This is a genomic window from Sneathiella chungangensis, assembly GCF_009882935.1.
GTDB classification, from domain to species: Bacteria; Pseudomonadota; Alphaproteobacteria; order Sneathiellales; family Sneathiellaceae; genus Sneathiella; species Sneathiella chungangensis.
Genome location: NZ_WTVA01000004.1, coordinates 57,022 through 77,784, shown reverse-complemented (window position 1 = coordinate 77,784; position 20,763 = coordinate 57,022). Strand labels below are relative to the sequence as shown.

The following is a 20,763-nucleotide window of genomic DNA, read 5'->3' as shown; positions in this document are numbered from 1 at the left end:
GCTATATAGTCCGTCAGACTAGTTAATTATCCGGTTTATTGGGGGATGCGATATGGATTTTTTCTTATCCGGCTTTGCAATTTTCGTCGTCGTTCTGGTCATTTTCGCGATTGTTATCGTTTTCATGGGCGTTACGATCGTGCCGCAGGGTTATCAATACACCATTGAGCGCTTCGGCAGATACACCCGCAGCCTGCATCCGGGCCTTGGCCTGATCCTTCCCTTTATCGACCGCATCGGCGGCCGGATCAACATGATGGAACAGGTGCTGGATATTCCCACGCAGGAAGTGATCAGCCGCGATAACGCCATGGTGCAGGTCGACGGCGTTCTGTTCTATCAGGTGCTGGATGCCGCGAAATCCGCTTATGAGGTACGGGATCTGGAACGCGCGGTGCAGAACCTTGCGCAGACCAACCTGCGTACCGTTCTGGGGTCAATGGACCTTGATGAAGCACTCAGCCAGCGCGATGCGATTAATGTCCGCCTGCTTACCGTCATCGATCAGGCGTCGACCCCTTGGGGAATCAAGGTCACCCGCGTCGAGATCAAGGATATCACGCCGCCGATCGACCTGGTGGAAGCGATGGGACGCCAGATGAAGGCGGAGCGGCTCAAGCGTGCCGTGGTTCTGGAGGCGGAAGGTGTCCGCCAGTCAGAAATCCTGAAGGCCGAGGGTGAGAAACGCGCCATGATCCTTGAGGCGGAAGGCCGCCGCGAAGCCGCGTTCCGCGACGCCGAAGCGCGCGAGCGTCTCGCCCAGGCGGAAGCGAAGGCCACCCATGACGTCTCCGAAGCCATTGCCGCCGGCGATATCCAGTCCATCAACTATTTCGTCGCGCAGAAATATACCGAGGCGATGAAGGAAATCGGCATGGCGCGAAATTCTAAAGTTGTGCTTCTGCCGATGGAGGCGAGCGCCCTCATCGGTTCGCTTGGCGGCATCAGTGCGATTGCGAAAGAAGTGTTCGGAAAAGACGGCAACGGGGCGGCCCGCCGCACCAGCGGTTCCGTTCCGACAGTCGAGTAATCGCCATGATGGAAACGATTATAGCATGGCTCGCAGGCCTCGAATTCTGGTCCTGGTGGATTCTCGGGCTGGTGCTGATCATTCTCGAAGTTTTCGCGCCCAGTACGATTTTTCTCTGGCTGGGAATTTCCGCAGGTGTCGTCGGCGTGGTCGCCTGGGTCGTTCCCGACATGCGCTGGGAATATCAATGGATAATCTTCGCCGGCATCTCCGTCGGCAGTATCGTGCTGTCGCGCCTATTTCTCAGAAAACATCCGGGTGTTGAGGATAACATCACGTTAAATCAGCGCGGCGTTCAATATATCGGCCGACAATTCACGCTGACCGATGCCATACAAAACGGCCGGGGCAAAATTCATGTGGACGACACGCAATGGGCGGTGGAGGGACCCGACCTCGACGCAGGCGCCGTTGTCCGCGTTACGGGCGTTGATGGAACCCTTCTTATCGTCGAACCCGTCGCCAAGACATAAGGGAGAAATAATCATGGGAGAAATGATCGACCTCACGGCAACCGATGGCCACAAATTTGCCGCCTACAAAGCGGTCCCGGCGGGGGCGCCCAAAGGGGGCGTCGTCATCGTTCAGGAGATTTTTGGCGTCAATTCGCATATCAGGGAAGTCTGTGACGGATATGCCAAGGACGGATTTATTGCCATCGCCCCCGCGCTCTTCGATCGTATCGAGCCTGAAATAACCCTCGGTTACCAGCCAGACGACGTCCAGCAAGGCCTCAAATACAGGATGCAGGTAAGCGATGAGGATGCGCTTAAGGACATTGACGCGGCGGCAAAGGCGATTTCCGATGCCGGCGAGATTACGGTGATCGGATATTGCTGGGGCGGCAGCCTCGCCTATCTTTCGGCTTGCCGTCTCACCTCGATCAACAAGGCCGTCGGATATTATGGCGGCCAGGTCGCCCAGCATATCGCGGAAGCCCCCAAAGTTCCGGTGTTACTCCATTTCGGCGATACGGACGCCTCAATTCCAATGACCGCGGTCGAAGAGGTAAAGGCGAAACGGCCGGATATTCCCGTCTATGTCTATGAGGCGGGTCACGGCTTCAATTGCGATCAGCGCGGCAGCTATGATGCCGCATCGGCAAAGCTCGCCCTGGAACGCACGCTGGAATTTATTGGCTAACGTCAGGCTGCTGTAAATTCCAGAAGCAGGCCACAGGCCTCCTCCGGGTCGACCCGCACAGTGCCGTTCGCAATTCTTTGCGGCCCGATACCGTTATTTTTGAGCAGTGTCTCGGTCCCTTCAAGATTATCAACGGCGATGGTCATGGCAATCAGATGCGGTAGCGGCGGCATCTCGTCCATGATCGTCAAACCCGGAAACAACAGATCGATATCCCGCTCATTTACGAAAATAAGGCTGCCGCGGCCAAAGCGGACAGTCATCGTATTGTCGGTCAGGGTGACATTGATGGACCCGCATAAGCGTTGATAATAGGGCGCCAACGCGCCGGGATTGTCCACAACAACGACGACCGACTTGATGAATTTCGCGCCGTTCGCATGGGTCAGCCATTCGGGGCGGCGCACAAGCTCCGGCGTCAGATGATGGCAAATAAACAAGTTCTTTGCAGAAAGCCCCGCTGACGAGGTGAGCCGGATCAATTGAAAGGCCGGCAGGACATCTCCTTCCGGCAGTTCCAGCTTGCGTTCCAGCGACAGAATGCCGGAGGGTTCCAGTCCCGCCTCCATCAGGGATCGATGCGTCGCCTCCGGCTCATCGCTCGCCAGCGCAACGCCGAGGAGCCCCTGCCCGCGTTCTTCGAGTGCAACGTCAAGGCCGTTGGTCTCCAGCGACGGATCCACGATACCGAGAAGCTCGATATAATCCTCGTCGAACATGATACAGTAGTTTGCCGTTCCCCAGCCGATATGGGAACCGCGGGGGGTCAGGGTAAATCCCAGATTCTCGAATGCGCTCCGGGCGGCTTCCAAATCCGCCACGCCGATGAGTGTATGATCTATACCCTTGATATTATGCAGCATCCTTCCGCTCCGTTTTTTGTTTTTCCATTGACTGATCAGGCCGTCCGGCGGACGAGCGCCGTTAGCAGCCCTGCACCGATCAAGAAACTTGCTCCGATCCGATTTACAATCTTCAGCGTTCTCGGATTCTTGAAGCGCTCCCGCAGATTACCTACCAGGGAGGCCCATATTGCAACATTTATCGCCGCGAGCACGAGGAAGGTCGCCTCCAAAATCGCGAATTGCACGAATATCGGTTCATGGACATTAACGAACTGCGGAACGAAAGCGACAAAAAAAACGATGCTTTTCGGGTTTAAGGCCGTCACGATATATGATGTTCGAAATATGGAAAGGCGGCTTTGCTTTTCTGTCGTCTGTACCGTTCCCATTCCGCCATCCGCGCGCCACAGCTTGATGCCGAGCCAAACCAGGTAAACGGCGCCTGCGATCTTCAACACGGTAAACAGCGTTGCTGAAGCCGCCAGAACCGCGCCGGCGCCCAGCAGCGAAGCTGTCATCGCGGTGAAGTCACCGAGCGCGACGCCCGGAACCGTTGCCCAGGCGGTGCTGCGCCCCTGACCCAGGGCATAGCTGATAACAATCATCACCGTCGGTCCGGGCACGGCAAGAAGTGCGGCGCTTGCAATAAAAAAAGATATCCATATTTCAAACGACATGGCTTTCCCTGTTCTCTGGTGTTTAAAACAGCAAAGACATAGATCAGGAAAATTGACAAGCGCCTTGTTGGAACGACGGCTTAGTCGCCTTCGAACTCGCAGAGGGTACGGACATTGACGCCCATTTTCCCTATACGCCGCGCGCCGCCAATATCCGGCAGGTCGATCACAAACGCCGCCCCGACGACCGTTCCCCCGGCATGGCGGATCAGGTTAATTGCCGCCGCCGCCGTCCCGCCTGTTGCGATCAGGTCATCGACCAGAAGAATATTCTCACCCTTCTTGATCGCGTCCTCATGTATTTCGACAGTATCGGTTCCATATTCGAGGTCGTATTCTTCGCTGATAACGGCTGCGGGAAGCTTGCCTTTCTTGCGGACGGGAATAAAGCCCACGCTCAGCTGATGCGCGATGGCGCCGCCCAGCACGAAGCCTCGCGCCTCAATGCCGGCGACCTTGTCAATCCTGACACCTGCATAGGGCCAGACGAGTTGATCGATCACATGACGGAAACCGCCGGCATCCTGCCAGAGCGTCGTGATATCGCGGAACATAATCCCTTTTTTCGGGTAGTCGGGAATGGTGCGAATGATCGTTTTGATATCCATTGTTCTTCCCTTCCTAAAGGACGCGCCCGGCAACGGCATCGAGTTTTTTCATCAGGTCCGGATCCCGCGCGTCCGGCGCCGTTATCAGCGCATTATCAAGGGCATGATCACATCCGCCCGGGCATGCCGCGTCTCGTTGTTTCAGCTCCGGCACGACCGTTTTCACAAGGCTTCGGGCGTTGTCTGCATTTTTCATCAGAACCTCGATGATCGTGGCGACCTCCACTGCATCGTGATCGGGATGCCAGCAGTCATAATCGGTGACCATGGCCACGGTCGCGTAGCACATTTCGGCTTCCCGGGCGAGCTTGGCCTCTGGCATATTGGTCATCCCGATGACCTGGCAATCCCAGCTTCGATAAAGCCGGGACTCGGCGAGGCTTGAGAATTGCGGCCCCTCCATTGCAAGATAGGTTCCGCCGCGATGTACGGGGATATCCAAAGATTGTGCCGCCGCCTCCAGGGCATCGCCAAGGCGCGGACAGACCGGATGGGCCATGCTGATATGCGCAACAAGCCCGGTGCCGAAAAAACTCTTCTTTCTGTCGATGGTCCGGTCAATAAACTGATCGACGATCACGAAGGTGCCGGGCGCAAGTTCTTCTTCAAAGGAGCCGCAAGCGCTAACTGAGATAATGTCCGTGACGCCCGCACGTTTCAAGGCATCGATATTGGCGCGGTAATTAACCTCGGCCGGCGGGATACGATGGCCCCGTCCATGACGCGGAAGGAACACCATTTCAACGCCGTCAAGCGAACCAAAAAGCAGTTCATCGGACGGCGCGCCAAAGGGACTGTCAACGCGTTGCCAGCGCTTGTCGGCAAGGGCGTCGAGTTCATAGACACCACTTCCGCCAATCACTCCGATCACCGGTTTTCCCGCAGATGAAACCATTCACCTCTCCTCCTTGTTGCCGCCGAAAACTTACCGTTGAAATCCGCGCGGTGCCATAAAAAAGGGCGCCCGTTGAGCGCCCTTTTCCCGAATTCGCGGTTACTTAATGAAGGTCGGACCAGACCTTCCGCTTTACGGCATAGAATACTGCCGCAAGGATCAGCAGGAACAAGATGACCTTCAGGCCGACGCTCTTGCGCTGTTCCAGCTTCGGTTCAGCCGCCCAAGCAAGAAACACGGTGACGTCTTTCGCCATCTGATCGACCGTTGCCGGTGTCCCGTCAGCATATTCCACCGCATCGTCGCTCAAGGGTGACGGCATAGCAATCTGATGCCCAGCGAAGTACGCGTTATAATTCATTCCTTCTGCGAGGGTAAAATCTGCCGGAACGTCGGTATAGCCGGTCAACAACGAATAGAGATAGTCGTCACCATGAGCGCGCGCCTTGGTTATCAGTGACAGATCCGGCGGATAGGCCCCGCCATTGGAGGCACGTGCGGCCTGCTCGTTGGGGAAGGGAGACGGAAACTTATCCGACGGCTTACCCGGCCGTTCGAACATTTCACCGTCGCCATCCGGTCCGTCAACAAATTCGGACTCTGCGGCGAGTGCCTTGATTTCCTCTTCGCTGAAGCCAAGATCGGCAAGCGTGCGGAAGGCGACAAGGCCAAGGCCGTGACAGCCCGCGCAAACCTCGCGATATACCTGCAGGCCACGCTGTGCGGCTGCGCGATCATATGTCCCGAAGAGGCCCCCGTGTTTCCAGGAAACGGATTTCAGTTCAACCGCATCACCCGCAGCCTGAGCCGAGCCCAGAGATAGGAGCGATACCACAACCGAAATGCTTAAAGACGTCAGTAATTTACGCATTGGCCGTCTCCCCGCTCGCCGCCTTCTTGGGCAGAACATCTTCCGAAATACTGGCCGGCAATGGTCTTGGTTTTTCAAACAGACCTACCAGCGGCAGAAGGATCAGGATATGCACGAAATAATAGATCGTCGCAATCCGGCCCCAGATGATGAAGGCTCCTTCCGGCGGCTTGCCCCCAATGTAGGTGAGCAAAACGCAGTCCGCGACAAACACCCAGAAAAGCTGTTTGTAGATCGGACGGAAACGAGCGGAGCGGATCCGGCTCTTGTCCAGCCAGGGAAGCGCGAACAGCACCGCAATCGCGCCGAACATCAGCAGAACGCCGCCGAGCTTGTCCGGAACGGCCCGGAGGATCGCATAGAACGGCAGGAAGTACCATTCAGGCACGATATGCGCCGGCGTCACCAGCGGATTCGCCGGGATGTAGTTGTCCGGATGACCGAGGTAGTTCGGCGCATAGAACAGGAAGGCGGAGAAGAAAATCAGGAAGATCGCCAACCCGAACAAATCCTTGACCGTATAATAGGGATGGAACGGAATGCTGTCCTGCTTGTCCTTGATGTCCAGCCCGGTCGGGTTATTGGAGCCGTTCGTGTGCAAGGACCAGACATGCAGGATAACCACGCCGACGATGACGAAAGGCAGCAGATAGTGCAGGCTGAAGAACCGGTTCAGGGTCGGGTTGTCGACCGCGAAACCGCCCCATAGCCAGGTGACGATGCTGTCGCCGACCAGCGGAATGGCGCTGAACAGGTTCGTGATAACGGTTGCGCCCCAGAAGCTCATCTGGCCCCAGGGAAGCACATAGCCCATAAAGGCCGTTGCCATCATCAGCAGGAAGATGACCAGGCCAAGCCACCACAGAAGTTCCCGAGGAGCCTTGTAGGAGCCATAGTACAATCCGCGGAAAATATGCAGATAAACAACGATGAAGAACATCGATGCGCCATTGGCATGCATATACCGGAGAAGCCAGCCATAGTTCACATCGCGCATGATATGTTCGACGCTGGTAAAAGCGTAATCCACATGCGGCGTGTAATGCATGGCGAGGACGATACCCGTCACAATCTGCACAACCAGCATGAACCCGGCCAGAGAACCAAAGGTCCACCAATAGCTCAGGTTTTTCGGAGTCGGATACTCATATAGAGCGTGATGCAACATCCCGGTAATCGGCAGGCGATGCTCTACCCATTTAACGACAGGATTTTTCGGTTCAAAAGACATCTTGGGGCCCCCTACCCGATCTTGATATTATTGTCGTCAAGGAACTCGTAGGGTGGAATCGCCAGATTCAGCGGCGCCGGTCCCTTGCGAATACGTCCTGACGTATCATAATGCGATCCATGGCACGGGCAGAACCATCCCCCATATTCTCCCTGCCCTTTCAACGGCACGCAGCCCAGATGAGTGCAGATACCGACCATGATCAGCCATTCCGGCTTGATCACGCGGTCCGCGTCCGGCTGGGGATCCCGCAATTCGGCGAGGTCCACATCTTCGGCCCGCTGAATATCTTCTTCTGTCCTGTGCCTTACAAAGACCGGCTTGCCCTGCCATACGACAGTGACTTCGGAACCGACTTCGATGCCTTCCAGATCCGCTTCCGTCGTAGAAAGCGCCAGAACATCCGCAGACGGGTTCATTTGCGAGATAAAGGGCCAGATGGCGGCTGCCGTCCCCACGGCACCAAGGCCGCCGGCAGCGATATAAAGAAAATCACGGCGTTTGACGCCGTTCTCTTCTTCAGGGGTGGTTGTCGTCATTTACTTTCCCCAAAGCCTAAAAAATTATTCTACTGCGACCGCTTTTTGTCATCATAATGCCGTCATGTCCAGCCCGAACGTGACGAATGCGACAATAAAGCGCGGATTTTTTCTGTATTTGTTACAACACTCCCAGTACAACAGCAAGATGCGACTTGCACTTTACCAACCGGATATTCCGCCCAATGTCGGAACCCTGCTCAGATTGGGCGCCTGCCTTGGCGTTCCTGTCGATATTATAGAGCCTTGCGGCTTTCCTTTCGGCGCCCGCGACCTCAAGCGGGCGGTAATGGATTACCGTGACGCCGCCGATGTCACGCGTCATGTTTCCTTTCAGGCCTTTCACAAGAGCATCGCCGGAAATCGCCTCGTTTTATTGACCACTCGGGTGGATGCCCCCTATACGGAATTTACATTCACAGAATCGGATATTCTCATGTTGGGGCGCGAAAGTGCGGGCGTACCGGACGACATCCACGCCATCGTCGACCACCGGCTGGTCATCCCGATGGTTCCGGGCATGCGCTCTATTAATGTCGCAGTGTCCGCGGCCATGGTCCTTGGCGAAGCGCTTCGCCAGACAGCCGGGTTTCCGAAGATCGGCTCTCTCTCCGAAACCACGGGACTTGTATGACAGACGAAACGACAGAATTACAAAAACAGCGAGCGGCGGATTGGTTCCGTATGCTGCGGAATCAGATACGCGAGAGTTTCGAAACCCTCGAAGCGGAATTGACCGGCAGTTTCAGCGATCGTGAACCGGGTCGTTTCGAGGTGACGGAATGGAACCGGCCGGGCGGCGGCGGCGGCGAAATGTCGGTCATGAAAGGCCGCGTATTTGAAAAGGTGGGCGTCAATATATCGACGGTCCATGGCGAATTTTCCGAAGAATTCCGCAAATCGATTCCCGGTGCCGAGAAAGATGGCAGGTTCTGGGCGAGCGGTATTTCCCTCGTCGCGCATATGCAGTCCCCGCTCGTCCCCGCCGTGCATATGAATACGCGGCATATCGTCACGACCGCGGGCTGGTTCGGCGGCGGCGCGGACCTTACGCCCATGTATCCGGATGATCAGGACACCAAGGACTTTCACGCCGCCCTCAAAGACGCCTGCGACCGCCATGACGCGGATTACTATCCACGCTTCAAGAAATGGTGCGACGAATATTTTTTCCTGCCGCACCGGAATGAACCGCGCGGCGTCGGCGGCATTTTCTTTGACCGCCTGGCAACCGACTGGGAGAAAGATTTTGCCTTTACCCAGGATGTCGGTCGCGCCTTTCGCGATATTTACCCTGAAATTGTCCGCCGCCATATGAACAGGGAATGGACAGCCGAGCAGCGGGAACATCAGCTCGTCCGGCGTGGCCGATATGTCGAGTTTAATTTGCTCTATGACCGCGGCACGACTTTCGGCCTGAAGACTGGAGGAAACACGGAGGCTATCCTCATGTCCCTCCCGCCAGAGGTGAAATGGCCCTAAATATGGTATAAATAGCCGCTTTTCGTACCAAGCTGTGACAATGCGCACATCTCTTTCGCTTGGGATAACGCCCCTTCGGGTGTAATATCTTTCCGTGATCGAGAACTTTTTAGGGGATTGGTACGATGGTCAGAATTAGATACAGCCTTTTGACACTGGTGGCACAGGCCGTTCGCAGTTTGCGGGATGCCCTGATGGGCTCGACCGCAGGCGCAAAGCCCTGTCACGGCTGCGATTGTTTCTAGACCGGAAGACTCGTTGCCTCCCTTCGCGGATTAAATACAGACGAGTTTCTTACGAGTAACTGCCGAGTAAACGATATGAGGCGTGAAACGAAATGTTTCACGCCTCTTTTTATTGTCTCAGACTAGTTTGCCTGACGGCGCAGAAACGCCGGAATATCGAGCAGATCCTCGTCTTCCTGTTTCTGGTCGATCTTGACCGAAGACGTTACCTCCTTCTTCACAGGCTGGCTTTGCGGCGCAGCCGGCGCCGATGCCGCAGGGGGCGGCGCCACGCGGCTGCTGGTCGGTTCGCGCCGGGCCGGAGCAGGCGCTTCCTCTTTTGCGGTCTCTTTCCGGAAGGAGCGGCTGACGCCAGTCATCCGTTCAAACAGGCTGGCCCCGCGCTTTTTCGCCTTCGGATCGGACGCCTCTGATGCTACCTGCTGCGCATCGGGATTGAGAAGCTTCTCCGGGCTTTTATCGACTCGGATCGCGGGCGGTGCCTTGAACGGGCTGTCCTTTCCCGTTGTCTCGTCCTGAGTGCGGTCGCTTTCCTCCATCTCCGCGTCAATGTCAGAGAGGAGATCACGATCCCGATCAATCGCCAGATTGCCGCTTACCGACGTATTGTCAGCTGACGTTGATCCCATTTCAAAGCTTTCCGACGCGCCAGATGCATCCGCGCCTTGAGCGACCGGCTGACCGGAGAAATTGCCGCCCGGAACACTTGCGCCGAAGCCGGATGCGGAAATAGCCGCCGCCGCAGGCACCATCGGACTGGCGGCCTCACCGGCGCCACCGGAATTCGCTGACGTTGCTTTTCCGTCACCCTTGACAGTGCGAAGCGACGTTACATTGGGTGAATTGGCCTTCTGTACTTCCAGCGCGTCAATACCTGTCGCGACAACCGAAACCCGCATACGGCCTTCCATTTCCGTATCGAAAGTGGAGCCGACAATGATGTTCGCTTCCGGATCAACCTCGGAGCGAATCCGGTTCGCCGCCTCATCCAGCTCATATAATGTAAGATCCATGCCGCCGGTAATGTTGATCAGCACGCCACGCGCGCCCTTCATGGAGACGTCGTCCAAGAGCGGGTTTGAGATGGCGGCTTCCGCAGCTTCGATCGCACGATTTTCGCCGCTCGCCTCGCCAGTACCCATCATCGCCTTGCCCATTTCGTTCATGACGGTATTCACATCGGCGAAGTCGAGATTGATCAGTCCGGGCATAACCATCAGATCGGTTACGCCGCGAACACCGGAATGCAGCACTTCATCCGCCATGTTGAAGGCGTCGGCGAAAGTCGTTTTCTCATTGGCGATCCGGAAGAGATTCTGGTTCGGGATGATAATCAGCGTATCAACATAGCGCTGCAATTCCTCGATACCCTCTTCCGCAATCCGCATCCGATGATTGCCTTCAAACTGGAAGGGTTTCGTCACGACGCCAACCGTAAGAATTCCTTTTTCCCGGGCTGCCCGCGCCACAACAGGCGCTGCGCCGGTTCCCGTGCCGCCGCCCATACCAGCGGTGATGAAGCACATGTGAACGCCTTCAAGATGGCCGGTAATTTCTTCTATCGCTTCTTCTGCTGCGCCGGCGCCGATATGGGGCTTTGATCCCGCACCAAGACCTTCCGTCAGCTCAGCTCCTAGTTGAATACGACGCTCCGCCAAACTCTGCTTCAACGCTTGCGCATCGGTGTTGGCGACGACGAACTCGACCCCCTGAAGTTCAGAGGTGATCATGTTATTTACCGCGTTACCGCCAGCTCCTCCAACGCCCAATACCAGGATTTTTGGTTTCAGCTCTGATTGCTCCGGCACTGACAAATTGATACTCACGGTACTCTCCTCCTTAAAGACGCTGACGAACAGCTAATTAATACCAAATATTGTGGTTAATGAAACCCCACTTCTTACATATTGACAATTTTTCGACAGATTTTTGCCTAAAAATTCTCCTTGAACCAGTTCCCGACCTTTAAAAACCGGTTTTTGGGCGGCTTTTCCGCCACCGACATCTTGATCCCTTCATCAAATCGCTCGCGAACGGCATAGGACAGTAAACCTGCGGCGGTCGTGAACGCCGGGCCGTCCGTTGCGTCGGCCAGCCCCTTAACACGGATAGGTTTACCCATGCGCACCTGCTTGTCGAGGACCCGCGCCGTCAGTTCCTGTACGCCGGCAAGCTGCGCCGCGCCACCGCACAGCACCGCACGACGTCCTGCCACTTTGTTGAATCCGGAGGCTGTCAGACGGTCCCTGACCAGCTCGAGTATTTCCTCAAGACGCGGCTTGATGATGCCAACGAGCATCGAGCGCGGCACATGATTGGCGACGTCGTGATCGGTCTCGCCGATGAGCGGCACATCGATAATTTCCTTCTCGTCGGCGGGGCTGGCAAGCGCATTGCCATAAAGGGTTTTCATACGCTCCGCATTGGCGAGAGTCGTCGACAGGCCCCGGGCGATATCATTGCTGACATGGCCGCCGCCGACCGGGATAACCTCGTTATAGACCATCTCGCCATCATAGAAGACGGCGAAGGAGGTTGAGCCGCCGCCCATGTCGATGACCGTCACCCCGAGATCCATTTCATCTTCCACAAGGCAGGAAAGACCGGAGGCATAGGGCGCGGAAACCATACCCGCGACTCCGAGATGGCAGCGTTCAACACAATTTGCGAGATTGCGCATATGGCTGTTTTGCAGTGAGACCATATGCATGCTGATCCCGAGGGTTTCCCCATACATGCCACGCGGATCGCGAATGCCCCGATTGCCATCCACCGTATATCCGACCGGTAGCGCATGAATCACTGTCCGCCCCTCCGGCTGGTAGCTCGCCCGGGCTTCCTTCAGGGTGCGCTGCAGGTCCTTTTCCGTAATTTCCTGGCCGCCGATCGACATTTCCACATCAACAGTCTGCGACGCCGGCTTGCCGGCGGAGACGCCGAGAAAGACTTCCCGCACCGTTTCCCCGGCCATGCGTTCCGCGGCATCCACGGCGGAGCGGATTGCCTCTTCCGCCATCTCCATGTTGGTGATCCCGCCCGCCCGGAGTCCGCGGGAAACCTGATGGCCGATGCCGGTCACGCGAAGACGCCCCGCTTCTTCCGACGCGACAAAGCAGCATACTTTTGTAGAGCCGACATCAAGTGCCGCCAAAGGTCCGTTACGTCCCGCTGCCATTACCGTTCCACATGCTCCGTCTTCTGTTCATTTGGCTTCTTTATCAATTTTCACGTGTCGTTTCCGGCAACACGGCGAGATTTCGCCGCGTCCGCATTGAGCCGGACATACATGCGGTCTTCCGCGCGCATGTCGATGGCCACCACATCCTTGTCGAGAATCTTCTGTTCATCCTGCAGCTTGTTAAGCTGTTTCCAGGCCTGCAGCGCCCCTTTCTCGGGCAGCAGCACTTTCACGCCGTTATCGAATTCCAGATCCCACCGCCGGTCGCGAATGCGTACGGCGTTCTGCACCCGGGTGAACAGTTCCGGGGTCTGCGCCAGCATATCGAACAGTTCGGCGGCGTGCTCATTCGCATTCGGGCCGACGACCTTCGGAAGATAGCGGAACGATGCCTCATCCTTTTTCGAGACAACCGCGCCAGTCCGATCGATCACGCCCGTGCGCCCGTCGATCTGCCACCGCGCATAGGGCCGCCTTTCCCTGATCTCGATGAAGATTTCGTCTGGATAGCGGCGCATGACGGACGCTGTCTCCACCCAACCTAGCGTCTCAAGCCGCTCGCGCGCAGCCTCCGGATCGACGCCGAGGATGCTGTCGCCTCTCTTCACATTCAGCACTTTCAAAATATCGTCGCCAGAGGTCTTGTCGCGGCCGATTACACTGATTTCCTGCACCGTCAGACCAAAAAACTCAGCGAGCGCCTGTTGCTGCTCATCGATCCAGGCCGCACTCCGATCCAGCACTTCCGTACGGACCATGAAGTTTGTGACGCCGCCGATAATGACAGCGGCCAGGAGCACCGCGCCGCAGATCAGCGTGGGCTTGCGCCAGGCCGGTGCCGGCTTGCGTCGTCCGCCACGCTTTGGCTTTTCGGTTCTAAACGGGGCGCTGATCCGGTCCGTAATCTCGACAGTCATTCCGCCAAGCCGGGAGAAAGCCGCCCCCGTGGAAAAACGCGGTTCAGCCTTGCCGCTAGCAGTTTTCTTCTTTTTGCCGCCACCAAAAAAGCTTCTGGACGGACCGCTTTTCCTTTTCGATTTCCGTGGACGCGGCGCGGGAACTACGCGGTCATCCTTGTCTATGGTTATCGGTCGCATGATGCATCCTCCACAATCCAGCGGACAAGCTCTTCAAAGGAAATGCCGGTATGGCCGGCGATTTCCGGCACAAGGCTGAGCGATGTCATGCCGGGCTGAGTATTGGTTTCCAACATATAGAATTTACCAGGCCCCTCCCCGGTATCGTCAAAGCGAAGATCGCTCCGGCTGACGCCACGGCACCCGAGGGTCTGATGCGCCAGCAGGGCGAGACGAAGCGCTTCCTCGTACTCGTCCGGATCAAGCGGGGCCGGCATCAGATGTTCAGCCTTGCCCGCCGTATATTTCGCTTCGTAGTCATAAAAGCGTCCAAGCGGACGGATTTCAACGGCGCCGAGCGCTTCATCCCCCATCACCGCGACCTGGATTTCCCGGCCCGGAACGAATGTCTCGATCAGCACCTTTTCGCCAAAGGTCCAGGGCAGATCCTGAAGCGCAATATTCTCGCCTTCCAGAATGATCGTGACACCGACACTGGAGCCTTCGTTCAGCGGCTTGACTACGAAGGGTTTCGGATAGCTCGCGCCTTGCTTTACTTCCTGATGGGTGAAGATCCGGCCTTCCGCGACCGGTATTCCCGCCTCGGCAAACAATGTCTTCGCAACCGGCTTGTCCATGGCGAGCGCCGAGGCAAGCACGCCGGAATGGGTATAGGGAATTCCCATGATTTCCAGCATGCCCTGAATATAGCCATCTTCCCCATAGCGGCCATGCAGCGCATTGAAGCACACATCGGGTTTGAGTTCGCCAAGCGTCTGGGCAATGTTGCGCCCGACATCGACCGGCGTGACCTGATAGCCGCACTTCTTCAGGGCCTCGCTGCAGGCGAGGCCGCTGTTCATCGACACTTCCCGCTCGGCGGACCAGCCGCCCATCAAAACGGCGACATGTTTCATGGCCTGTTTCCTTGCGTTTTCTCTGCGGGTTCGCCAAGACGGACAATTTCCCAACGGAGCAGGGTGTCATGTTTGGCGAAGACACGGCGACGAAGTTCTTCCCCCAGCGTCTCCAGATCGGCCGCCCGGGCGGTGCCTTTGTTGATCAGGAAATTGCAATGCTTGTCGGACACCATGGCATCGCCTATGGTCAAACCGCGGCCGCCGACATCGTCAATTAACTCCCATGCTTTTTTGCCGGATGGATTTGCGAATGTGGAGCCTCCCGTCCGGCTCCGCACCGGCTGGCTTTCCTCCCGGTTGCGTGAAATATCCGCCATGCGGTCGAGAATTTCCTGCCGGTCGCCGAAGGAAAGGCGGAAGGTCGCCTGCGTGAAAATCCAGTCCTTGGGAATATCCGTATGGCGATAGGAAAACCCCATGTCCTTTAGCGACAGTTCATGGCGGTTTCCGGCGCGGTCATAGGCAATAGCGGAGAGGAAGATATCCGAGACATCCGCACCGTAGGCACCGGCATTCATCCGCAACGCGCCGCCAATTCCGCCGGGGATGCCGCTCAGGAACTCCGCGCCCTCAAGCCCGGCATCCGCGGCAAAGCGTGCGACATGGGCGTCGAGCGCACCGGCGCCGACAATCAGCTTGTCATCGTCCGTATTCATTTTGGCAAAATGCCGACCCAACCGGATAACGACGCCGCGCACGCCCCCGTCACGGACCAGAAGGTTCGAGCCCACGCCGATCATATAAACCGGTATATCGGCGGGCAGGTTTTTGAGGAAATCTGCGAGATCACCCTCATCCTCCGGCTTGAACAGAATATCCGCCGGGCCGCCCACCTGGAACCATGTCACCTTACCAAGTTCCGCATTTTGACGGAGCCGTCCGCGCACTGGCGGCATCCGGTCCATCAGGTTTTCCGTTGTCGGGAGTGTGGATTTCATTGCGCTCATCTCAATCATCCCGCCTTTTTCCCCGTCGCCAGCTTTTCAAGCTCCACCGGTAGCGCATTCGCCCAGTTGGAGATCGATCCGGCGCCAAGGCAGACCACAACATCGCCCGGGCTCGCATTTTCCAGAATCAGCGGTGCCAAAGCGTCCGGTCCTTCCAGTGACAGCACATGGCGGTGCCCGCGCGCGCGAAGCCCCTCAACGAAATGGTCCTTGTCGACGCCTGGAATTGGCGCCTCCCCTGCCGAATAGATCTCGGCAACAATGACAATGTCCGCATCGTTGAAGCAGGTGCAGAATTCCTCGAATAAATCGTGAAGGCGCGAATAGCGATGCGGCTGCACGACGGCAATGATTTTCTTGTCATAAGCCTGACGCGCCGCGGACAGAACCGATGCGATTTCCACCGGATGATGGCCGTAATCGTCAATAACAGTTACACCGCCAACCTCACCGGTCTTGGTGAAGCGACGTTTGACCCCCCCGAAATTGCGGAGGCCCTTTTTGATGTCCGCTTCGGCAAATCCCATTTCCGTTCCGACGGCGATGGCGGCGAGGGAATTGAGTACATTGTGGGTCCCCGGCATCGGCAGCTCGAAGCCCTTCATCCGACGGATGTCCCCGTCAACGCGATCGCTGATCTCCACATCAAAATGCGCATGCCCGTCCTCGAAGCGAATATTTGTCGCCCGGTAATCGGCCTGCGGCGATCGGCCATAGGAAACCAACCGGCGGTCCGAAATCCGTCCGATCAGGGCCTGGACTTCCGGATGATCGATGCAGACAGCGGCGAAACCGTAGAATGGGATATTCTGAACGAAGGTCTGAAACGCGTCACGGACGCCATCGAAGTCGCCATAAAAATCAAGATGCTCGGGATCGATATTGGTGACGACCGCAATTGTGGCCGGCAGTTTAGTGAAACTACCGTCGGATTCATCGGCTTCCACGACCATCCAGTCGCCTTTACCGAGCCGCGCGTTCGTGCCATAGGCGTTGATTATACCGCCGTTGATCACGGTCGGCTCCATTCCGGCGGCATCCAACAGGCTGGCGAGCAGGGACGTGGTTGTGGTCTTGCCATGGGTGCCGCCAACAGCAATCGCCCATCTGAGGCGCATCAACTCCGCCAGCATTTCGGCGCGGCGGACAACAGGTATCAGATGTTTACGGGCTTCGCGCACTTCCGGATTATCAGGCTTCACCGCCGACGAAATCACCACGACCCGTGCCTCACCGAGATTTTTGGCGTCATGGCCGACATACACGGTAATGCCGAGGCCGCGAAGCCGCTCCACATTCGCGTTGGCGGAGAGGTCGGAGCCCTGCACCTGATAACCGAGCGTGTGCATGACTTCGGCAATACCGCTCATCCCGATCCCGCCGATCCCGACGAAATGAACAAGGCCCATATCTAGAGGAAGCGTTCTCATGCAGCAGCCTTTCCGGATTTCCTGGCGTCGTTGTTCGCGGGTTTAAAACGTTCCACAAGATCGGCAAGCTTTTCGGCAGCGTGGATTTCGCCAAGGCTCGTCGCCGCGTTCGCCATCACCGACAACAGATCGGGATGACGCAGGAGATCTGAAAGCTGGCGACTGACTTCCTCAACCGTAAAGTTATCCTGTAGGACAAGACGTGCCGCCCCCCGCGCCACGGCGTTTTCACCGTTCTTGCGCTGGTGGTCATCCATCGCATGCTTGTAGGGGACGAGAAGCGAGGGCCGTCCGGCGACTGTTAGTTCCGACAGGGTCGACGCCCCGGAGCGGGTAATTGCGAGATGGCAATTTTCCAGTAATTCCGGAATATTATCAAAAAACCGGGCAAGGGTCGCATCGATCCCGTTTTCCTGATAACGCGCACGCACCGTCTCCAGATCCTCGGCGCGGCATTGCTGGGTAACATGCAGGCGCGACTTCAGGTCATCAGGAAGCGCGATCAACGCAGCCGGAACCACTTCGGAAAGGATTGTCGCTCCCTGACTTCCGCCCAGCACCAGAAGATTGATCGGACCATCGGGTGCGGGGCTCCGATATCCCTTGCCGAAGAGAGGCAGGATCGCGCGACGCACCGGATTTCCAGTATAGACCATCTTGCCCGCGATTTCATCATCGGGACTTTCCGTATTGTCAAAGGACGTCGCGATTATCCGCGCATAACCCGCGAGTAGCTTGTTGACACGCCCGAGCACTGCGTTCTGCTCATGGAGCAGCAAGGGAATGCCGAGACTTGCGGCGGCCGCGGCGGGCGGCATCGAAGGATAGCCGCCAAAACCGACAACGGCGACGGGCTTGATACGGCGAAGGATCTTTCTCGATTGCAGAAAACCAACCAGCAGCGCGCCCACCGCCTTGATCTTACCAACAAGGCCGCCGACGGACGGCGAGCCGGATTTCACCTGAAGAATTGCCACGCCCGGAAACAGATCATCATATTTTTCACCGCGCATGTCGGTAATCAGCGTCACCGCGAATCCGCGCGCCGTCAGTTCCTCGGCGAGTGCGCGGGCCGGGAATATATGTCCGCCCGTGCCGCCACTTGCCAGTACTATCGGTCTTTTCCCGGCGTTCATTTAAGCTCCCCCGTCCCGGCCCGGCGGCGGCTGAGCGCGAGCAGCATACCCATGAGCAATGCCAGCGCGAACATGGAGGAACCGCCGTAGGAGATAAAGGGCAGCGTCATGCCCTTTGTGGGCATAAGCCGGAGATTGACACCAATATTGATGACAGCTTGCAACCCGAACTGGGTAAGCAGCCCCGCCGCTGCAAGAACGACGAAGAAATTCTTCTCTTCCAGCAGGCGACTGAACCCCCTCAGGACGATAAAGGCGAACAGCGCGACGACGATAAGGCAGACGACAACGCCGAATTCCTCTCCCAGCACCGCGAAAATGAAATCTGTATGCGCGTCCGGCAACTGGCGCTTCACGGAGCCATCGCCTGGACCGACACCAAAGAATCCGCCGGTCTGGAAAGCCTCCATCGCGCGTTCAATCTGGTAGTTGCCGCCACCCGACGGATCCATAAAACGATCGACGCGGCTTGCGACATGGGGAAACAGGCTATAGGCGGCCGCCGCGCTCACAATGCCCACGACGACGAACATGACGACCCAGATAATCGGCAGGCCGGCGAGGAAAAACTGCGCGAACCAGACGGCGCAAACGACCAGCGTCATCCCGACATCCGGCTGCAGGAGCAACAGGGTAATGACAAATGCAAAGAGGGCGATCGAGATCAGATTGCCGGGAATTTCATCGCTGCGGCGCTGCTCCGCGAACATCCAGGCGGCGACCACAGCAAACGACGGCTTCAAAAACTCGGTCGGTTGCAAGGTAAAGCTGCCGAACTGCAGCCAGCGGTGCGCGCCCTTGACCTCAGGCCCGACCAAGAGTGTCGCGATCGTCAGGAGCGAGAAAAATCCGAAACTGACGACCGCCAGCCTGCGGACCCAAAGTGGCGAAAGCAGCGAAATCGCAAAAATCATGATCACCGCCATCGGCAGGTACATGAACTGACGACGGACAAAATGAAAACTATCGAGATTAAGACGGGCGGCAATGGCCGGGCTGGCGGCGAGCACCATTACGCCGCCCATCAGCACCAGCACGCCGACGGCGACCAGCGTCCAGCGATCCACGGTCCACCACCAGCTGCCGACAACCGACCGATCGAGACGGGTAAAGGTGGTCATGTTATTTCCTCCCCGACCAATCGTGCGACGGCGTCGCGAAAGGCATCGCCACGGGCTTCAAAACTCGTAAACTGATCAAAACTCGCGGCGGCGGGTGACAACAGGACAACGGCGAGCTCGCCCATGGCCTTTCCGGCGGCGTCCGCCGCTGTGTGCACAGCCTCATTCAAATCGCGGCATTTCCGGTATGACACTTTCCCCTCGAGCGTATTCGCGAAATGATCCGCGGCCTCGCCGATCAGAAAGGCCTCGCGGATGCGATTGAAATGCGGTTCAAGCGACGTGATACCGCCCGCCTTCTCCCGTCCGCCGGCGATCCAGAAGATATTCTTGAAACTTACCAGCGCCTTTTCGGCCGCTTCCGCGTTCGTTGCCTTGGAATCATTTATGAACAGGATCTTTCCGATTCGCCCGACCTCCTCCATCCGGTGGGCAAGGCCGCCGAAGGATTGCAACCCTTCGCGTATTTCCGCAGGCGTCAAGCTGACGCTTCTTGCGGCGGCGACGGCGGCGGCCGCATTCTGCCAGTTATGACGGCCGCGCAGAGAACCAATCGTTGAAATATCCATCGTCCAAGATTGATCGCTTACCGTCTGGTCCTCCAGACGGCCGTCAATAACGCTCACGCCCCCAGCAACCGGAGACTCGGTCGAGATGGGAACCAGCTTGCCGTCGCCATGAATGGCGAGGCAGGATGCAATATGTTCGCAAAGTGGATCGTCGATATTGATAATCGCAACACCGCTTTCGATCTGATGCTGGAAAATGCGCTTCTTTACAGCAGCATACCCCTGCATGTCACCGTGCCGGTCAAGATGGTCCGGCGTGATGTTGAGGAGTATTGCGACATCCGCGCGCCAGGACGGCGTCAGGTCGAGCTGATAGGAAGAAAGCTCGAGCACATAGGTTCCGTCCTCCGGCAATTCAGGGAGATCCATAACCGGTGTACCGATATTCCCACCAAGCGCCGTGGGCTTTCCCGCCGATTTCAAGAGATGGTGGATCAGGGCGGAGGTTGTCGACTTTCCGTTTGTGCCCGTCACCCCGATCAGAAGGCCTGCTTCTTTTTCGTTGAGGAACACCTCTACATCGCCAATAACGGCCGCGCCCGCCTTCTTTGCTAGATCCACCACCGGATGCGGCAACGGATGGGTCAGCGGCACACCCGGGCTGAGAATGAGGGCTTCGGCCTCGGGCCAATTGCTGCCGATCAGGTCCTGCACGGTCAATCCTGCATCCTCCGCCGCTTTACGTCTTGCCTCGCTGTCATCCCAGACAACTACGTGCGCCGCACCCAGATGCAGCTGGCGCGCCGTCGCCATTCCGCTTTTGCCAAGTCCGAAAACCGCGATATTCTTATGCTGATATGCGTGGCTCTGCATCATCCCC

At 57.3% G+C, this 20,763-nt stretch carries 21 protein-coding genes; 5 read left to right on the top strand and 16 right to left on the bottom strand.

The features are described 5' to 3' along the window. Positions 1-52: 52 nt before the first annotated feature. From GQF03_RS09635 to GQF03_RS09625, 3 genes are read left to right on the top strand one after another with little or no spacing between them, the layout of a single operon-like run. Entirely contained in the window at positions 53-1,030 is a 978-nt protein-coding gene (locus tag GQF03_RS09635; protein WP_161339055.1) for an SPFH domain-containing protein, read from the top strand. 5 nt (positions 1,031-1,035) lie between these two features. Then, positions 1,036-1,503 carry an NfeD family protein gene (locus GQF03_RS09630; RefSeq protein ID WP_161339054.1) on the top strand — a complete coding sequence of 156 codons (468 nt, stop codon included), beginning with the start codon at positions 1,036-1,038 and terminating at the stop codon, positions 1,501-1,503. A gap of 13 nt (positions 1,504-1,516) precedes the next feature. Further along, a complete protein-coding gene (locus GQF03_RS09625; protein ID WP_161339053.1) occupies positions 1,517-2,173 on the top strand; it encodes a dienelactone hydrolase family protein in 657 nt (218 codons plus the stop codon). Positions 2,174-2,175: 2 nt separating this feature from the next. Here GQF03_RS09625 and GQF03_RS09620 read toward each other — a convergent pair whose 3' ends face one another. The 7 genes from GQF03_RS09620 to petA all read right to left on the bottom strand — a co-directional run bounded on the left by GQF03_RS09620 (position 2,176) and on the right by petA (position 7,839). Then, a complete protein-coding gene (locus GQF03_RS09620; RefSeq protein ID WP_161339052.1) occupies positions 2,176-3,036 on the bottom strand; it encodes a VOC family protein in 861 nt (286 codons plus the stop codon). Positions 3,037-3,071: 35 nt separating this feature from the next. Beyond that, positions 3,072-3,695 (bottom strand): LysE family translocator, encoded by a 624-nt coding sequence (locus GQF03_RS09615; RefSeq protein WP_161339051.1) that lies wholly within the window; start codon positions 3,693-3,695, stop codon positions 3,072-3,074. 80 nt (positions 3,696-3,775) lie between these two features. Beyond that, positions 3,776-4,303: an adenine phosphoribosyltransferase gene (locus tag GQF03_RS09610; RefSeq protein ID WP_161339050.1), complete on the bottom strand. Its 528-nt coding sequence runs from the start codon at positions 4,301-4,303 to the stop codon at positions 3,776-3,778. 13 nt (positions 4,304-4,316) lie between these two features. Next, positions 4,317-5,198: an S-methyl-5'-thioadenosine phosphorylase gene (locus GQF03_RS09605; protein WP_161339049.1), complete on the bottom strand. Its 882-nt coding sequence runs from the start codon at positions 5,196-5,198 to the stop codon at positions 4,317-4,319. Positions 5,199-5,301: 103 nt separating this feature from the next. Then, entirely contained in the window at positions 5,302-6,069 is a 768-nt protein-coding gene (locus tag GQF03_RS09600; RefSeq protein WP_161339048.1) for a cytochrome c1, read from the bottom strand. Further along, positions 6,062-7,300, bottom strand: a complete 1,239-nt coding sequence (locus tag GQF03_RS09595; RefSeq protein ID WP_161339047.1) for a cytochrome b — start codon at positions 7,298-7,300, stop codon at positions 6,062-6,064. The genes GQF03_RS09600 and GQF03_RS09595 overlap by 8 nt, the downstream gene beginning before the upstream one ends. Positions 7,301-7,311: 11 nt before the next feature. Further along, positions 7,312-7,839, bottom strand: coding sequence for a ubiquinol-cytochrome c reductase iron-sulfur subunit (gene petA, locus GQF03_RS09590; protein WP_161339046.1), 528 nt, complete (start codon positions 7,837-7,839; stop codon positions 7,312-7,314). Between the two features lie 148 nt (positions 7,840-7,987). Between petA and GQF03_RS09585 the strand changes: the two genes are divergently transcribed. Both GQF03_RS09585 and hemF read left to right on the top strand, forming a co-directional pair. Continuing rightward, entirely contained in the window at positions 7,988-8,473 is a 486-nt protein-coding gene (locus tag GQF03_RS09585) for a tRNA (cytidine(34)-2'-O)-methyltransferase (protein ID WP_161339045.1), read from the top strand. Further along, the gene (gene hemF, locus GQF03_RS09580; protein ID WP_161339044.1) at positions 8,470-9,321 is read left to right on the top strand and encodes an oxygen-dependent coproporphyrinogen oxidase; all 852 of its coding nucleotides are present in this window, start codon (positions 8,470-8,472) and stop codon (positions 9,319-9,321) included. The genes GQF03_RS09585 and hemF overlap by 4 nt, the downstream gene beginning before the upstream one ends. 367 nt (positions 9,322-9,688) lie before the next feature. Here hemF and ftsZ read toward each other — a convergent pair whose 3' ends face one another. From ftsZ to murD, 9 genes are all read right to left on the bottom strand, one after another. Further along, positions 9,689-11,392, bottom strand: coding sequence for a cell division protein FtsZ (gene ftsZ / locus GQF03_RS09575; RefSeq protein WP_161339043.1), 1,704 nt, complete (start codon positions 11,390-11,392; stop codon positions 9,689-9,691). A 107-nt stretch (positions 11,393-11,499) separates the two neighbouring features. Beyond that, positions 11,500-12,741, bottom strand: a complete 1,242-nt coding sequence (gene ftsA / locus GQF03_RS09570) for a cell division protein FtsA (protein ID WP_161339042.1) — start codon at positions 12,739-12,741, stop codon at positions 11,500-11,502. A gap of 50 nt (positions 12,742-12,791) precedes the next feature. After that, on the bottom strand, positions 12,792-13,841 hold the full coding sequence (locus tag GQF03_RS09565) for a cell division protein FtsQ/DivIB (protein ID WP_161339041.1): 1,050 nt from the start codon (positions 13,839-13,841) through the stop codon (positions 12,792-12,794). Beyond that, positions 13,829-14,737, bottom strand: a complete 909-nt coding sequence (locus tag GQF03_RS09560; protein WP_161339040.1) for a D-alanine--D-alanine ligase — start codon at positions 14,735-14,737, stop codon at positions 13,829-13,831. Before GQF03_RS09560 ends, GQF03_RS09565 begins: the two co-directional genes overlap by 13 nt. Continuing rightward, positions 14,734-15,687: a UDP-N-acetylmuramate dehydrogenase gene (murB, locus tag GQF03_RS09555; protein ID WP_206376179.1), complete on the bottom strand. Its 954-nt coding sequence runs from the start codon at positions 15,685-15,687 to the stop codon at positions 14,734-14,736. Before murB ends, GQF03_RS09560 begins: the two co-directional genes overlap by 4 nt. Before the next feature lie 5 nt (positions 15,688-15,692). Further along, a complete protein-coding gene (gene murC, locus GQF03_RS09550; RefSeq protein ID WP_161339038.1) occupies positions 15,693-17,117 on the bottom strand; it encodes a UDP-N-acetylmuramate--L-alanine ligase in 1,425 nt (474 codons plus the stop codon). Further along, a complete protein-coding gene (gene murG / locus GQF03_RS09545) occupies positions 17,114-18,253 on the bottom strand; it encodes an undecaprenyldiphospho-muramoylpentapeptide beta-N-acetylglucosaminyltransferase (protein ID WP_161339037.1) in 1,140 nt (379 codons plus the stop codon). The genes murC and murG overlap by 4 nt, the downstream gene beginning before the upstream one ends. Further along, positions 18,250-19,374 (bottom strand): putative lipid II flippase FtsW, encoded by a 1,125-nt coding sequence (gene ftsW, locus GQF03_RS09540; RefSeq protein ID WP_161339036.1) that lies wholly within the window; start codon positions 19,372-19,374, stop codon positions 18,250-18,252. Before ftsW ends, murG begins: the two co-directional genes overlap by 4 nt. Then, a complete protein-coding gene (gene murD / locus GQF03_RS09535; RefSeq protein WP_161339035.1) occupies positions 19,371-20,759 on the bottom strand; it encodes a UDP-N-acetylmuramoyl-L-alanine--D-glutamate ligase in 1,389 nt (462 codons plus the stop codon). Before murD ends, ftsW begins: the two co-directional genes overlap by 4 nt. Positions 20,760-20,763: the final 4 nt, after the last annotated feature.